General features: G+C 63.5%; 15 protein-coding genes and 1 tRNA gene. 5 read left to right on the top strand and 11 right to left on the bottom strand.

The features are described from left to right. Positions 1–4: 4 nt before the first annotated feature. Genes L1Z78_RS01690 through L1Z78_RS01675 form a run of 4 tightly spaced genes read right to left on the bottom strand, consistent with a single transcriptional unit; the run spans position 5 to position 4,366 of the window. Positions 5–958 carry a glycosyltransferase family 32 protein gene (locus L1Z78_RS01690; RefSeq protein ID WP_234639855.1) on the bottom strand — a complete coding sequence of 318 codons (954 nt, stop codon included), beginning with the start codon at positions 956–958 and terminating at the stop codon, positions 5–7. Beyond that, positions 955–1,983, bottom strand: a complete 1,029-nt coding sequence (locus tag L1Z78_RS01685; protein WP_234639854.1) for a glycosyltransferase family 2 protein — start codon at positions 1,981–1,983, stop codon at positions 955–957. Before L1Z78_RS01685 ends, L1Z78_RS01690 begins: the two co-directional genes overlap by 4 nt. Beyond that, positions 1,980–3,101, bottom strand: coding sequence for a glycosyltransferase (locus tag L1Z78_RS01680; RefSeq protein ID WP_234639853.1), 1,122 nt, complete (start codon positions 3,099–3,101; stop codon positions 1,980–1,982). The genes L1Z78_RS01685 and L1Z78_RS01680 overlap by 4 nt, the downstream gene beginning before the upstream one ends. Next, positions 3,098–4,366, bottom strand: coding sequence for an O-antigen ligase family protein (locus tag L1Z78_RS01675; protein ID WP_234639852.1), 1,269 nt, complete (start codon positions 4,364–4,366; stop codon positions 3,098–3,100). Before L1Z78_RS01675 ends, L1Z78_RS01680 begins: the two co-directional genes overlap by 4 nt. Positions 4,367–4,497: 131 nt before the next feature. On the opposite strand from L1Z78_RS01675, the gene L1Z78_RS01670 reads away from it, so the two are divergent. Continuing rightward, the gene (locus tag L1Z78_RS01670; RefSeq protein WP_234639851.1) at positions 4,498–5,355 is read left to right on the top strand and encodes a glycosyltransferase family 32 protein; all 858 of its coding nucleotides are present in this window, start codon (positions 4,498–4,500) and stop codon (positions 5,353–5,355) included. A gap of 31 nt (positions 5,356–5,386) precedes the next feature. On the opposite strand, the gene L1Z78_RS01665 is transcribed toward L1Z78_RS01670, so the two are convergent. The 5 genes from L1Z78_RS01665 to L1Z78_RS01645 form a co-directional block, all read right to left on the bottom strand. After that, on the bottom strand, positions 5,387–5,596 hold the full coding sequence (locus L1Z78_RS01665) for a zinc-finger domain-containing protein (RefSeq protein WP_234639850.1): 210 nt from the start codon (positions 5,594–5,596) through the stop codon (positions 5,387–5,389). A 35-nt stretch (positions 5,597–5,631) separates the two neighbouring features. Further along, on the bottom strand, positions 5,632–6,570 hold the full coding sequence (locus tag L1Z78_RS01660; RefSeq protein WP_234639849.1) for a branched-chain amino acid transaminase: 939 nt from the start codon (positions 6,568–6,570) through the stop codon (positions 5,632–5,634). Between the two features lie 44 nt (positions 6,571–6,614). Beyond that, positions 6,615–7,043 carry a glycerate kinase gene (locus L1Z78_RS01655; protein ID WP_234639848.1) on the bottom strand — a complete coding sequence of 143 codons (429 nt, stop codon included), beginning with the start codon at positions 7,041–7,043 and terminating at the stop codon, positions 6,615–6,617. Positions 7,044–7,122: 79 nt separating this feature from the next. Next, on the bottom strand, positions 7,123–8,508 hold the full coding sequence (gene radA, locus L1Z78_RS01650) for a DNA repair protein RadA (protein WP_234639847.1): 1,386 nt from the start codon (positions 8,506–8,508) through the stop codon (positions 7,123–7,125). A gap of 67 nt (positions 8,509–8,575) precedes the next feature. Continuing rightward, positions 8,576–9,526 (bottom strand): LysR family transcriptional regulator, encoded by a 951-nt coding sequence (locus L1Z78_RS01645; protein ID WP_234639846.1) that lies wholly within the window; start codon positions 9,524–9,526, stop codon positions 8,576–8,578. A 247-nt stretch (positions 9,527–9,773) separates the two neighbouring features. Between L1Z78_RS01645 and L1Z78_RS01640 the strand changes: the two genes are divergently transcribed. The 3 genes from L1Z78_RS01640 to L1Z78_RS01630 all read left to right on the top strand — a co-directional run bounded on the left by L1Z78_RS01640 (position 9,774) and on the right by L1Z78_RS01630 (position 12,486). After that, entirely contained in the window at positions 9,774–11,117 is a 1,344-nt protein-coding gene (locus L1Z78_RS01640) for a class-II fumarase/aspartase family protein (RefSeq protein WP_234639845.1), read from the top strand. A 46-nt stretch (positions 11,118–11,163) separates the two neighbouring features. Further along, positions 11,164–12,111: a Bug family tripartite tricarboxylate transporter substrate binding protein gene (locus L1Z78_RS01635; RefSeq protein ID WP_234639844.1), complete on the top strand. Its 948-nt coding sequence runs from the start codon at positions 11,164–11,166 to the stop codon at positions 12,109–12,111. 298 nt (positions 12,112–12,409) lie between these two features. Then, positions 12,410–12,486: transfer RNA gene (locus tag L1Z78_RS01630), tRNA-Met, on the top strand. Positions 12,487–12,558: 72 nt separating this feature from the next. Here the strand turns inward: L1Z78_RS01630 and L1Z78_RS01625 are convergent. Then, the gene (locus L1Z78_RS01625; protein ID WP_234639843.1) at positions 12,559–13,383 is read right to left on the bottom strand and encodes a siderophore-interacting protein; all 825 of its coding nucleotides are present in this window, start codon (positions 13,381–13,383) and stop codon (positions 12,559–12,561) included. Between the two features lie 94 nt (positions 13,384–13,477). Here L1Z78_RS01625 and L1Z78_RS01620 point away from each other — a divergent pair, with 94 nt between their 5' ends. After that, on the top strand, positions 13,478–13,918 hold the full coding sequence (locus L1Z78_RS01620; RefSeq protein WP_234639842.1) for a MarR family winged helix-turn-helix transcriptional regulator: 441 nt from the start codon (positions 13,478–13,480) through the stop codon (positions 13,916–13,918). Here L1Z78_RS01620 and alr read toward each other — a convergent pair whose 3' ends face one another. Then, positions 13,919–15,022, bottom strand: coding sequence for an alanine racemase (alr, locus tag L1Z78_RS01615; RefSeq protein WP_234639841.1), 1,104 nt, complete (start codon positions 15,020–15,022; stop codon positions 13,919–13,921). Between the last annotated feature and the right edge of the window lie 59 nt (positions 15,023–15,081).

Below are 15,081 nucleotides of genomic sequence, written 5' to 3'. Positions count from 1 at the left end.
TTCGTCAGGCCCGCAGATAGCGGTCGGCGATGCTGTCGGGCACGTACAGGCCGCGCTCCAGGTAATGGTCCAGCTTCTTGCGGTCGGGCGCGCGCAGCTTGATCAGGGGCACGGGCGCCTGCTCGGCGCGCGAGAACATCAGGCGGACCTTGAGCGGGGTGCGGCCCCAGCCGCCCTGCACATGCAGGAAGAAGGGCCCGTCCTCGGCCTTGGCAAGGCACAGGCGGTAGGAGCCACCTGCTCGCAGCACCCGCTGCATGGCCAGGTGCATGCTCAGATAGGCCGGCATGTCGATGCCCTGGCGCAGTTGTTCGTACTGCCCGGCCTGCTGGAGAACGGCCATGTATTCCTCCCCCGTGCGGGGCAGGACCTGTTCGACATATTCGCGATGCAGCGCAGCGATGAAGGCGCTGCCGGGCGGTGCTGCCATCAGCCAGTTCTCGACCACCGGGACCTGCGGATCGCGGGTATAGCGCTCCAGGTAGTAGGCCACCAAGTCCGCGCCGGTGCGCTGCTGCTGCGCCAGCAGCCAGTCCAGCGGCTCGGTGAGGATGGTGCTGGCATCCAGCCAGATGCCGCCGTGGCGGTGCAGCAGCTCCAGCCGCAGCCAGTCCGATCGCTTGGCCACCGGCAATTGCTGCAGGTTGCCGGGCAGTTGCGTCACGTATTGGGGCAATTGCGCATCGTTGAGGATGCGCAGGCTGTAGCCGGGGTTCAGGCGGGCCCAGTTGTCGAAGCAGCGCTGTATCAGCAGCGGCACCGAGTCGCCATTCCAGTAGGCCCAGATGATGCGCGGGATGGGGGTGGACAGCGGCGCAGGCGTTGCAGGCCCGATGTCATGGCTGCGGAAATCGGGCGTGGGGCCTTGCTCCAGGCGGCGAGGGAAGATGGCGTAGAAGCGGCGCATGCCGGCCGCCAGCCACAGCTCGCCACGGGTTTTCAGTTTCAGGCCGCTCATGTAGGGGCTCCCGGTGTTCTCAGCTGCTGTGCGCGGCCCGCCCAGCTGCGCAGCTTCCATGCGCGCAGCCACCAGCCGCGCCGCAGATAGGCCTGACGCAAGGCCGGCAGGGACAGCGGAGAGATGCGGCCGAAGTCCGCCAGGAACTGCTGTGCCAGTGCCTGCCGCTGCGCTGGCGGCATGTCCCGCTGCCGGTCGAGAAAGCGCAGGGCGCCGATGAGGTTGCGCGCGGCCTGGTGCGCGAAGGCGAACTGCAGGCGCGCGTCATTGCGCAGCGCGTCGTCCCGAATGGCCTGCGCCAGCGGCCACAGGGCGGCGGACTGGTCCGCCGCCTTGGCAGGTGTCATGGACGCGAGGATGGAGTTGGCACGCTGCCGGTAGGCCACCCACGGCTGGGGGCAGTAATAGAAGCTGCCGCAGCGCAACGCCATCTGCGGCATGGTCATCATGTCCTCGAAGTAGCGGCCGGCCGGAAAGCGCAGGTCTGCGCCCCAGAGGCTGCGGCGCGAGATCTTGGACCAGGCATGCAGCTGGCCCGTGCGCAGCAGGCCGGCAAGCAGGGCGCCACGGTCCTGCGAGCACTGCAGCGTGGGCCCCTGGAAACTGTGCCGGTGCGATTCGCCACGCAGGCGGTGCTTGAGACGCGGTGCCTCGCGCCAGACGGAGAAGTCGCAGAGCACGGCATCGGGCGCATGTTGTTTCACGATGGCCGACAGCCCCGCAATCGCGCCAGGCAGCAGCTTGTCATCCGAATCCAGGAACCACAGGTAGTCGCCCGCGGCCGCCTCGATCATGGTGTTGCGCGCGGCGCTCAGGCCGGCGTTGCGCTCGTGCTGCATGAGCTGCAGGCGGCCGGGCCAGCGCTGGTCCAGCTGCTGCATCAGGGCCCAGGAGCCGTCGGTGGAGCAGTCGTCCAGCACCAGCACCTGCACGCCGGCATCGGCCTGTTCCATGACGGACTGCAGGCATTCCTCCAGGTAGGGCAGCACGTTGTAGACGGGCACCAGGATGCTGAGCCAGGTCACGAACGCTCCCCCCGCAGCAAGCGAGCGAACAGGTCTTCGTACTGGCCAGTCATGCGCTGCAGGCTGTAGTGCGACAGCGCCTCCTGCCGCGCAGTGGCAGCCATGCGCACGGCGGCCTCGTCATCCTGCAGCGCCTGCTGCAGGGCGTCGGCCAGCGATTCGGGGTCGGCGTGCGCGGCCAGCAGGCCGTTGTCGCCGGGCCGCACCACCTCCTGCACGCCCACCACGCGGCTGCCCACCACCACGCAGCCCGCCGCCATGCCTTCCAGCAGGGACAGGGGCATGCCCTCGTAGTGCGTGGCCAGCACGCAAACGCGGTGCGCGCGCAGCAGGCCGGGCACGTCATTGCACATGCCTATGAATTGCACCTGGTCCTGCAGGCCCAGTTCGGCGCTGAGCCGCTGCGCAGCCTGCCGGGCGCGTGCCTTGCCGCCGCCGGCCAGGGTCAGAGTGGGCTTCAGGCCGCGCTGGCGCAGCACGGCCAGGGCGCGCAGCAAGGTGGCATGGTCCTTTTGCCGTGCAAAGCGCGCCGCCATGACGATGTCCGGGCGGCGCTGCAGCAAGGGGGGTGGCTCCTGCAGATAGGGCTCGGGCTGGATGCCGTTGCTGATGGCCAAGAGCTTGGCGGCAGGAAATCCACGGTCCTGCAGGCTCTGGCGCACGCCTTCGGAGCAGCCGACGATGGCGGCCGTGCGCTCGGTCAGCCACAGGGCCTGCGCCAGCCGCCAGCGCGTGTAGCGCTCGCGCGAGTTGTGTTCCACATGCACCAGGCAGGGCACGCCAGCCCACAGCGCCGCAAAGCGGCCCCACAGGTGGTCGCTGAAACCATGGGCCACGACGATGTCCGGCCGAAAGTCCAGGCAGATGCGGCGCAACTGCCAGACGGTGGCGGCATGGGACCAGCCGGCCACCACATCGACATCGATGCCGCCGTCGCGCAGCTTTTGCACGCGTTCATCGGAGGTATTGCGCTTGCGCCGCAAGACCAGCCTGGCGTCGAAGCGGCCCGACGCGCGGTGCGCCGACACCAGGTCCACCGCCACCTGGGTGGCACCCGAGAAGCCGCCCGTCACGAAGTGCAGCACCCGGGGCCGGGCCGTGGTGGCGCGCTCCGTCACCGCACGGCTCCGCTGGCCCTCTCCAGGCCGTGCAGCGATGACCACAGGGCCACCACGAGGAAGACGAAGAAGACGATGCCGCTGTTGTGCACGAAAAATTGCTGTGACATGCCGAACGCCAGGTACATGGCTGGCATCAGGCTGCCCAGGATACGCAGCAGCAGGGCCTCGCGCCAGGGGGGGCTGTCCGCATCCCACAGCGCCATGCGCCGCCGCGAGGGCCAGAACAGCCCCAGCAGCGAGATGAACAGCGCCGCCTGCAGCAGCACGCCCGGCACGCCGAGCTTGACCCAGATGTCCAGGAAGTCGTTGTGGATGAAGTTGTACTCGCGGATGGACTGGCCATAGTCGCCCGCGTCCACGCGGCGGTGCATCTCGTCCACATAGCCCCGCATGCCCCAGCCCAGCAGGGGCTTCTCGCCGATCATCTGCACGGCCAGCCGGTACTGCTCCAGCCGGGTGCCCAGCGAGGTGTTGGAGTTGCCTGTCTGCAGGTAGGTGTGCACGTCCAGGTAGACCTCATCCACGCGCTCGCTGACACGCGGGATGAAGGCCGTCACGGTAGCCAGCGCAACCAGCAATGCCGCGCAGCCCAGCAGCAGACGCCCAAAGTACTGCGGCCGGTACATGCGCACCAGGACCATCAGCATGAAGAACATCGGCAACAGCGCCAGCCATCCACCGCGCGAGCCCGACAGCAGCGAAGCCAGCGCCCCCAGCGCGGCCGCCACCAGCACCAGCAGGCGCCAGAGCAGGGAGCGCCGGTGCCAGAAGGACATGGCATAGATGCAGGAGAAGCAGCCCAGCAGCAAGGCCATGTTGCCCCACTGGATGGCATTGGTGTAGCCGGTGGCCCGCTCCATGTCCAGCACGCAGACCTGCCACAGCGCCATGAAGCCCGCGCCTGCGCTGCCCAGCGGTATGCCCCACAGGAAGATCCGCGCCGTGGGCGGATAGCACATGGCGAACAGCAGGCTGACCGCGCCCAGGATGAATTTCACGGGCCGGTCGAACTGCCCGGTGCCCCCGTCCAGCACGGACAGGAAGTACCACATCACCGCCATGCCCAGGAACAGCGCCACCAGCAGCCAGGTGCCGCAGGACTGCCGGTATCTGACCCAGCGGGGCAGAAAACACAGGGCGCCCAGGACCATGAGGCCGGCGCCATAGGAATAGCCCGAGCGCAGCCACAAGGCCAGCCCGGGCACCAGAACAGCGGCCACGGTGGTGAGGTACCCTGGCAGCTTCGACGTGTCAAATCTCATCAAGACCGCGACTTTCTGCCCCAAAATGCGGGCATTCCGCTTTCCATCCGCTCATGAAAAAAATTCCTGCGGTCTTATTCAGGCTGCTCCATCGCTGGGCGGCCCCTTCCAGAATCGGCGCAGATTACACCATGCCTGCGCCTGTGCAACTGCCCCTGTCGCCTGCGGCGAGCGATGGGCAGGCCGCGGCGATCCCCAGGACGATCTGGACCTACTGGAACCAGTCCGCCCTGGACCCCTTCGTGCAGCAATGCGTGGACAGCTGGCAGCGGCAATGCCCGGACCATCGCATCGTCGTCGTGGGACCCCACAACCTGGACCAGCATGTGCCGCCGGGCGACCTGCCCGCGCAGTTCGGCCAGCTCCATCCCACCAAGCAGTCGGACTGGCTGCGCCTTTATCTGGTGGCGCGCCACGGCGGCTACTGGTTCGACGCCACCACGCTGCTGACCCGCCCGCTGGACTGGATGCAGGGCACGCAATCCAGCGAACTGGCCGGTTTCTACCTCCAGGGCTTCACCACCGACGAGCGCCACCCCGTCATCGAAAGCTGGGCATTTTGCGCTCCCGCCGGCTCGCGCTTTGTATCGGAATGGCAAAAGGAGTTTCACCAGGCCCTGATCACCGAGGGCCCCGGCCCCTACCTGCAGCGGCTGAAGTCGCGGCCTGGCGGCGCCGAGAGCCTGCAAGGCATTCCGGATCCCGATTACCTTCTGATCCATGTCGCCGCCCAGCAGGTGATGCGCCGTACGCCCGATGCACGCCTTCGCCTGTTCAAGGCCGAGGACACGGCCTTCTTCTACCAGGCCGCGTTGCGCTGGAAATGGTATTTGCTCTATCCCCAGCTGTGCCTGGCACCGGCACCCGCCGCTGCGGCGCCCATCGTCAAGCTGCGCGGCGGTGAACGGCGGCATTTCACGGAGATGCTGGCCCTGCATGGAGGTGCCGCGCCGGGCAGCATCTGGAGCCGCGCGCTTTCGCCGCGCTGAGACGCACGAAGCGGGCCGGGGCCCGCTTTTTTCAATGCCCGCCCGCGAAGACCTCGCCGGCCTTCAGGCGGTACAGCGTGCCGCAGTAGGGGCACCTGGCCTCGCCGGTGTGCGCCACGTCCAGATAGACCTTGGGATGGCTGTTCCACAGCTTCATGTCGGCCTTGGGACTGGGGCAGAACACGCCGCCCTGGGCATTGAGGTCCTTGGCGGCCAGTTCGACGGTGGCGTTCTTTGTCATGCTTGCGTATCTCTTTCGTGGGTCTCTAAAGGGGTTCAGACCCGGGTCAGCCAGTGGGCATACTTGGGGTTGCGGCCGTTGACGATGTCAAAGAAGGCCTGCTGGATCTTTTCGGTGAGGGGACCGCGGCTGCCAGCGCCGATCTCGATGCGGTCCACCTCGCGGATGGGCGTGACTTCGGCGGCCGTGCCGGTGAAGAAGACTTCATCGGCGATGTACAGCTCGTCGCGGGTGATGCGCTTTTGCACCACCTCCAGGCCCAGGTCCTTGCAGATGTGCATCACGGTGTTGCGCGTGATGCCGTTGAGCGCGCCGGCCGACAAATCGGGCGTGTAGACCACGCCGTCCTTGATGACGAAGATGTTCTCGCCCGAGCCTTCGGAGACGAAGCCGGAGGCATCCAGCAGGATGGCCTCGTCGTAGCCATCGTCCAGGGCCTCGGTGTTGGCCAGGATGGAGTTGGTGTAGTTGCTCACCGCCTTGGCCTGGCTCATGGTGATGTTCACGTGGTGGCGTGTGAAGCTGGAGACCTTCACGCGGATGCCGCGCTGCATGCCCTCCTCGCCCAGGTAGGCGCCCCAGGCCCAGGCCGCGACCATCAGGTGGATGGTGTTGCCCTTGGGCGAGACGCCCAGCTTGCGGTCACCGATCCAGGTCAGCGGGCGCAGATAGCAGGACTCCAGCCGGTTGGCGCGCACCACCTCGACCTGGGCCTGGTTCACCGCGTCCTGCGTGAACGGGATCTGCATGCGCAGGATCTTGGCGCTGTTGAACAGGCGTCTGGTGTGGTCTTCCAGGCGGAAGATGGCCGGACCCTGCTCTGTCTTGTAGGCCCGCACGCCCTCGAATGCGCCGCAGCCGTAGTGCAGCGTATGGGTCAGCACGTGGATCTTGGCATCGCGCCAGTCCACCAGCTGGCCATCCATCCAGATCTTGCCGTCACGGTCGGCCATCGAAGGAACAACGGGGCTCATAGGAACATCCTTGGGGGTATTGAACAGAACGCCAACCCGCTATTTTAGGGCGCGGGGGCGACCGGCGTCTCTTCGTCCTGCTGTGGCGTGGGGCGTACCAGCGCCCACTTCATGAGGCGGCCATGCAAGAATTCGCAGGTCACGTGCGACTGCGTGCCATCGGTCCAGCGATAGATCTCGGGCTGGGCGCCGTCCTCGGACAGGCGCTCGCCCAGCGAGCGCGTCATGGCCACCACATGCATCAGCGACACCTTGGGCTTGAGCTTGACGTTGAGCATCACGGCGCTGCCCACATAGCCCATGGGCCGGTCCGAGGCCTTCCTCATGATGGACATCAGCCGCGTGAAGTGCAACAGCAGCCACATCATGATGCCGCCGCCCACGGCCACCACGCCCATCCATCCATAGGACTGGTGCGCAGCCACCAGCAGTACGAGCAGGCCCAGGGGAATCAGGATATTGCGCAAATTCATGGCGCCGATTGTCTTATGGAGGCATGGCGGAGCCGCTGCGGACAGTGCGTATGCCCCCGCAATGCGCTCGGCAAGCGCGTCAGCCCATCCCTCTGACGATGTTCATGGCCTCGTCGACGCGCTCGACCGCGTGGACGGTCAGTCCGGCGATGGCCTTCTTCGGCGCGTTGGCCTTGGGCACCACGGCCATGGTGAAGCCCAGCTTGGCGGCCTCCTTCAGGCGCTCCTGGCCGCGCGGCGCGGGGCGCACCTCGCCGGCCAGACCCACTTCGCCAAAGGCCAGAAAGCCTTTTGGCAGGGCCCGGCCGCGCAGGCTGGAGGTGATGGACAGCATGACGGCCAGGTCGGCCGCCGGCTCGCTGATGCGCACGCCGCCCACGGCGTTGACGAACACGTCCTGGTCCGCGCAGGCCACGCCCGCATGGCGGCTGAGCACGGCCAGCAGCATGGCCAGGCGGTCGCGGTCCAGGCCCACGGACAGGCGCCGGGGCGCGGGACCGCCCTGATCGACCAGGGCCTGTATCTCCACCAGCATGGGACGCGTGCCTTCCAGCGTGACCAGCACGCAGGAGCCCGGCACGGGCTCGCTGTGCTGGGACAGGAAGATGGCGCTGGGGTTGGTCACGCCCTTGAGGCCCTTCTCGGTCATGGCGAAGACGCCGATCTCGTTGACGGCACCAAAGCGGTTCTTGATGGCGCGCACCAGGCGGAAGTTGCTGTGCGTGTCGCCCTCGAAGTAGAGCACGGTGTCCACCATGTGCTCCAGCACGCGCGGGCCGGCCAGCGCGCCTTCCTTGGTCACGTGGCCGACCAGGATCACGGTGATGCCCGTGGTCTTGGCCGCGCGCGTGAGGTGCGCCGCGCATTCGCGCACCTGGGCCACGGAGCCCGGGGCCGAGGACAGCTGATCCGAATAGACGGTCTGGATGGAGTCGATGACGACCACGGCCGGCTGCGTGGCCTCCATGGTGGCGAGGATCTTCTCCAGCTGGATCTCGGCCAGCACGTTGACCTGGCTGGCCTCCAGGCCCAGCCGACGCGAGCGCAGCGCGACCTGGGCACCGCTTTCCTCACCGGTCACATACAGCGTGGGCAGGCCGATGCGGTGCAGGGCATCCATGGCCTGCAGCAGCAGCGTGGATTTCCCGATGCCCGGGTCGCCGCCGATCAGCACCACGCCGCCTTCGACCACACCGCCGCCCAGCACGCGGTCCAGCTCCTCGATGCCGCTGGGCGTGCGCGCCACGTCCTGCGCCTCGATGGCCGATAGCGGCGTCACGGGCTGCGCGTTGGCCAGGCCCGCATAGCCTTGCGGCTGGCTGAGCCGGTTCTTGCCGCCGCCCACAGGCTCGGCCACCGTCTCGACCAGCGAGTTCCAGGCGCCGCAGGACGGGCATTTGCCCAGCCAGCGCGGGCTGGTGCCGCCGCAGGCATTGCAGGTGAACGTGGTTTTGTCTTTGGCCATGGGCCTGACACTATACCGACGGCCTGCTCGTGTTCGGGTGTACCTGCCAGACTCTTGAAAGTCCGGCTCAACGCTCAAGCAGCTTCAATCGTCGCTGGATCTGACGATGCATTTCCTCCGCCGAAATTCTCGCAGCAATACCGGCCACGATTTCCCACAACATTTTGGCAGGGGCACTCAGTTCATCGTTGCAACGCCGGACCAGGCATATTTTCCTGAATAGAACCGGACTCACCAAAGGTATACAGGCATACGGATGCCTACCCAACCCCAAAAAGGGAATAATAGCCACTTCCGTTCCCATCTTGATGCACTCGATCAACATGCCTACGGAATCATATTCATCTTCCCATGCAAGGGAAATTCCGTGCGGCCGCAATGCATCATCGATATATTTTCTACCGATACTCTCTGAACTGAATCCCACCAGGCGATGCTCAGACAGCTCGCTCCACTGAATGGAATCCCTTTGCGCCAGTGGGTGACTCAAGGCACAAATCAGATAGTATGGATCATTTGAAATAATCTCGCACATGAGGTCACTCGGATCCTCACGGATATTCGTGACCCCAAACTCGACAGCGCGATTGAAAACCAGGGAGCGAACCGCTTCACTGCCCGCCTCCCGGACCATGACACGTACACCAGGATGGTGCTGACGGAATACACCAAGACTCTCTGGCAAGACTGCCATTGCAATCGTTGGAATGCAAGCCATGGAAATTCTGATGCTCTCATATTCCGTGTAGCTCTCAATCTCGTTGAGCTTTTTCTTCAGCAGTTCAGAAACCGGCTCGATGTTGGATGCGCAGAATTCACCAAAACGCGTCAATCCTGTCATGTGCGTTGTACGCTCAATAAGCCTCCCCCCCAGAATTTTCTCGAGACGAGCAATCCGACGACTGAGCGCCGAAGTCGTCAAGGACAGATGAGAGGCCAGACTGGTGAAGCTACGATATTTTCTCAGGCAGGAAATAATCTCGATATCGACAAGATCGATGTCATTCGGTGGAATCATTTGCACCCTCGCTTCAAGTCTACGAAAGAAACAACAAAGCAAAGCACACAACGCATGGACTCGCTCTCTGCCTGGCGCCGCCGGGCCCACGGCGCTGCAACGCGCCGTTCACAACAGATTGAAATTGTTGCCCACAAAGCAACAAAAATCAAATCATCACCATCTCTTTGCAACAACTGGAAATATCCTCTACCCGCAAATAATCAATCTACTAAAGTTCCCCTCAGCACTAGCAAAGGAGGCAAACATGACATTCGGAATTGGCAGCAGATTTCTCAGAAATGGCTTCAGTACCGGTTCGATGCGAGATATATTTTCCGACAGCTCCATCGTCAAAGACTGGGCAACGGTCGAGGCCGCATTAGCAGCCTCTCAGGCTAGCGCAGGAGTGATTCCCATGCAATCCAGTGAAGCCATCATTACCGTTTGCAACAGAGCCGACTTTGACCTGGACAGTATCGAACAGGAAGTCCGTGAAACAGGTCACCTTCTAGTACCTGTTGTCAGAGAGATTGCCCGTCAGGCGGGTGAGGCCGGCGCCTGGGTTCATTGGGGGGCCACCACCCAGGACATTGTCGATACGGCAGCCGTTCTTCAGATCAAGCGTGCCTTGCAAGAGATCGATGAAGGGCTTCAGAAATCAATAGATAACCTGAAGTCCAGGATCGATGTCTGGAATGAATTTACGATGGCTGGACGCACCCACGGTCAACATGCCCTCCCTGTCACATTAGGCCACAAAGTAGCCATTTGGACAGATGAATTGCAACGCGTTTCATTGGCGCTAAAACATCAGAAGCACAATCTGTGTGGCTCCCTGTTTGGAGCCGCCGGAACATCCGTAGCCTATGGACCCAACGTGGATCAAGTACGTCGGGAATTTTGCCAGCGGCTTGATCTGAATTATTGCGACGTGCCATGGCATACGTCGAGAGATCGGATCAGATCGATCTTGGCAAGCCTGGACAACATGTCTTGTGCCGCCGAACGTATCGCTTCCGAAATAATTCGGCATCAATCCACCGAAGTTGCGGAACTATTTGAACCACTTTCTGGCGGGCATGTCGGATCATCCACAATGCCACAAAAGAAAAATCCCATCGCATCGGAAACCGTCGTTGCGGCATGTCGTCTCATGCGGTCTCAGACTCAAGTCGTCATCAACAACTCAGTGCATGCATTCGAGCGAGATGCCACCGCATGGAGCGTGGAATGGATTGCAATCCCCAACTCATTCGTTCTTGCTGCGGGCATTGTAGCTGGCCTAATGCACATTACAGGAGAGTTGAAAGCTGATCGCAATCGAATGGCATTGAATCTCAACCTCTCCCATGGCCAGATCATGGCTGAATCAGTCATGATGAAGTTAGGAGAGAAAATCGGGCATGAACATGCACATCACCTGGTCACCACCGTCATAAAGCAACAGGATCCAGGCAATCCTTCGTTTCTGGAAGCCTTGATTTCCAACAAAGAAATCAGCATGCACCTCGACCGCAGCGCCCTGATCGCCGCCCTGGACATCAACAGCTATCTTGGAATGTGCAAAAGAACCGTGAAAAGCGTTATCTCATCCACCATCACTTCATGAAAAGCACCCGCCATCTTTTCTGAACTCCTGCACAGCGGAGAAGACCATGCACCATTCACTGATTATTTTATTCACGAGCTTGCTCACTTCCATTTCCATCTACGCCGAGAACTACCCCAGCAAGCCGGTAACCATCGTCGTACCTTTCTCTGCTGGCGGGGCAACCGACAAGGTGGCTCGCTCGCTTGCAATTGGGCTTTCGAAGAAGTGGAAGCAATCCGTCATTGTCGAAAATGTTGCGGGAGCCTCCGGCAGCCTGGGAACGGCCAGAGTCGCCAAGGCCGCTCCTGACGGATATCAACTGCTGCTTGCCAGCACCAGCAGCCACACTGTATTCCCAAGCACAGGGGTACGGCTCCCCTGGGATCCGGTCAAAAGCTTTGTCGCCATCGCCGCTGTGGCGCACCCCATCAACGTCATCCAGATCAATGCCAGTCTGGCCGCAAAGGATCTGAAAGAGTTCATCAATCTTTCCAGGGAAAACCCCAAAAAATACAGCTATGGATCATCAGGACTAGGTACCACCCTGCAAATTGGCGGCAAACAGTTCGAAAAAGAATTCAATATCGAACTGCTGCATGTCCCATACAAAGGAGCAGCCCCAGCCTTGTCCGATTTGGTGGGGGGCCAGATCAATGTGATGTTTGGCCCTTTGGCCGATTCCATCGGCTTCATAAAAAATGGAAAAATCCGTGCACTGGCAGTTATTTCATCGAAGAAAAGAGCCAGAATGGCGCCCGACATACCGACAGGCACGGAACTTGGCTACACGCCGTTGCTTCCAAGTTGGTTGGGACTTTTTGGCCCTGCCGGCCTCAGCGATGAGATCGCTCAGCAGATTTTCGATGATATTCAGACTGTGATAAAAAACCCCGAGACAGCCAAGCTGTACGATGTGATGGCCATGGACTTACCCGGCATGAATCGTCAGGAGTTTTCTCAAACCATTCAATCCGAACTGAGTGAGTTTTCCAAACTTGACCTTTCAAACTAGCTTCTTGACAAGCACTGCCAGGAGTTCGTCAAAACAGGTCCGCTGCGCCTGCCTGATGCATCTGCTAGGTCCTGGACTTCGATCGTCGACAACACCACCATGGTCTGAGCGCTCGCCCCTGCAAGCTCCGCCGCCAGCATGGCCGCGGTTTTGTCTCCGACCGTGTGTCGGACACCATGCCGAGCGGACCCACAGAGCACGTGGCGAGCACGCTTCAGGCACGGGTAGTTGCGAAGCGATGAAATCTGCGCTACAATGCAGCTCTTCGCCTCCAAAAGGGGCGAATGAGTGTAATTGCCGCGCGATGGAGCAGTCTGGTAGCTCGTTGGGCTCATAACCCAAAGGTCGGAGGTTCAAATCCTTCTCGCGCAACCACCACGGAAAAAGCCCACTTCGGTGGGCTTTTTTTCGTCCGTGTTGCGGGGACAGACCCCGCCCTGGCCACGTTCAGCTCGGATCGTTGAGATCCTCATGGTGATCGGCCATGCCCTGCTTCCAGTACGACGCCACGCGCATGCGCCTGGGTGCAACGCCCTTGTCCAGCAGCAGCCTGCGCAGCTCGGCCATGGCGCCGTGCTCGCCCGCGGCCCAGACATAGCCATCCCCGCCGGGCAGCTCCAGCGCCTGCACGGCATCGGCCAGCGAATCCACCCAGGCGCAATCGAGCTGGGCGGCGCTGCTCCACTCGCGGCGGTCGGCCGGATTGCGCAGCTGAACGCGCACCACGGCACGGCTGCCGGCAGGCAGCTCGGCCAGGCGCCGTTCGATGGCGGGTACGGCGGTCTCATCGCCGAACAGCCAGTGCCATGACAGGCCGGCGGAAATCACCAGGCTGCCGCGCGGCCCGGCCAGACCTACCCACTGGCCCAGCGGGGCGGTCAGCGCCCACTCGGTGGCCGGTCCCGCATCGTGCAGCGCGAAGTCCATCACCAGGCTCTGGCGCACCGCGTCGTAGCGCAGCGGCGTGTAGTCGCGCAGCGTGGGGCGCTCGTCCTCCACGAAAGTGGGGCGCCCGTCCAGCAGCACGGGCAGCGCAGGCAGATCACGCCCTGCCTGGGGCAGGATGAGCTTGACGTGGTCGTCGAAGCCCGCGCTGGCGAAATCCTCCAGCTCGGGCCCGCCCAGGGTCAGGCGCACGAAGCCGGGGCTGGGCTGCTCGCGCGAGAGCAACTGCACATGGCGGGCACGAAAGGGATGGCGCACCCGCTCGACGACGGGAGCCTGCACGGCGGCGGACAGGCCGGCAGATCTGGCTGGATGAAGCAAGTTCATTGGTCAATCGGCCTGCGACGGCCTAAAATGTTGATTTAGTCCACCAATTCTCTCCAATCCGTTGACTTTGTCAACATACAACCTTGTCCACGCCATGAATTCCTCCCTGCCGGCCGACCTCTTCGAGGCCATGCACGAACTACTGCATCTGTTCCGTGCGCGCATGCGCGAGGACATGGAGGCCCTGGGGACCGAGCTGACGCCCAACGAAGTGCGGGTACTGATGTTCGTGGGCCGGCATCCGGGCCGCACGCAAAAGGAGCTGGTGGACCACAGCCACATGGACAAGGCCCAGCTGGCGCGCATGCTGGCGCAATTGCAGGAACGGGGTTGGCTGGAGCGCGAGCCCGGCGCGCACGACCGCCGGGTGCGCTGCCTGCGCCTGAGCGCCCAGGGGCAAGCGCTGTTCGACAGGCTGCGCCAGTCGCGCCAAGCACTGGCGGCGCGGCTGCTCGGGGACTGGGAGCCCGCAGCGCAGCAGCAATTGATGGCACTGCTGGAGCGCGCGAAGGGCAGCGTCGAGGCCGCGCCCTGATCAGTCGACCGCCTTGCTCACCCTGGCAGCGACAGCGCACATCAGCTCATAGCCCAGCGTGCCCGCCGCCTCGGCCACCTCGTCGATGGGCAGCACCACGCCATTGCCGGCACGGCCCCACAGCGTGACCTCGCTGCCCAGACCTGCATCGGGCACGGGTGTCAGATCCACGGCCAGCATGTCCATGCTCACGCGGCCCAGGGTGCGGGTGCGCACGCCGTTCACGAGCACGGGCGTGCCCGTGCCGCAGTGGCGCGGATAGCCGTCGGCATAGCCGCAGGCCACGGTACCGAGGCGCAGCGGGCCGTCGGCGGTGAAGCGCGAGCCGTAGCCCACGCTCTGGCCCGCCGACAGTTGCTGCACACCGATGATGCGCGAGCTGAGCGTCTGCGTCGGCAGCAGGCCCCAGTCGGCAGCCGAGCGGGACGGGTAGTCGGGCGAGCTGCCATAGAGCACGATGCCCGGGCGCACCCAGTCGCAACGCACCAGGGCGTCCTCGCCATGGCGCAGCGTGGCCGCGCTGTTGCCCACGCTGCGCTCGCCGGGCAGGTCGCGCGTGGTGTCATGAAAGCGCTGCAGCTGTGCCGAGATGCCGGGCAGGCCGGCTGGCGCGTCGGCATCGCTGAAGTGGGTCATGAACGAGATCTCCTCCACCTGGGGCAGGACGTTGAGCCGTGCCCAGGCCGCACGGAAGCGCTCAGGCGTGAAGCCCAGGCGGTTCATGCCGGAATTCATCTTGAGGAAGACCCGGTGGCCGTTCTGTGTCTTGTGCGCGGCCAGCCAGTCGATCTGCGCGTCGCAGTGCACGGCATGCCAGAGGGACAGGCGTGAACACAGTTCCAGGTCACGCGGCTCGAATACCCCCTCCAGCAGCAGGATGGGGCCGCGCCAGCCCAGCTGGCGCACGCGCTCGGCCTCGGCCAGGTCGAGCAGGGCGAAACCATCGGCACCACGCAGGGCCTCGAACACATGGTCGATACCGTGGCCATAGGCATTGGCTTTGACCACGGCCCACAATTTGGCATCAGGGACCGCCTGCCGCACCCGCTCCAGGTTGTGGCGAAGCGCTGCGGGATGGATGGTGGCGAGAATGGGGCGCGGCATGGTTTTCACTCAGTCAGAAGCTTGGGATTCTGGCACCGACAGCCAAAGGCCGCGTGATA

The sequence above is a fragment of the Delftia tsuruhatensis genome (assembly GCF_903815225.1).
Classification (GTDB): Bacteria; Pseudomonadota; Gammaproteobacteria; order Burkholderiales; family Burkholderiaceae_C; genus Comamonas; species Comamonas tsuruhatensis_A.
This window is presented reverse-complemented; position numbering and strand designations above follow the sequence as displayed.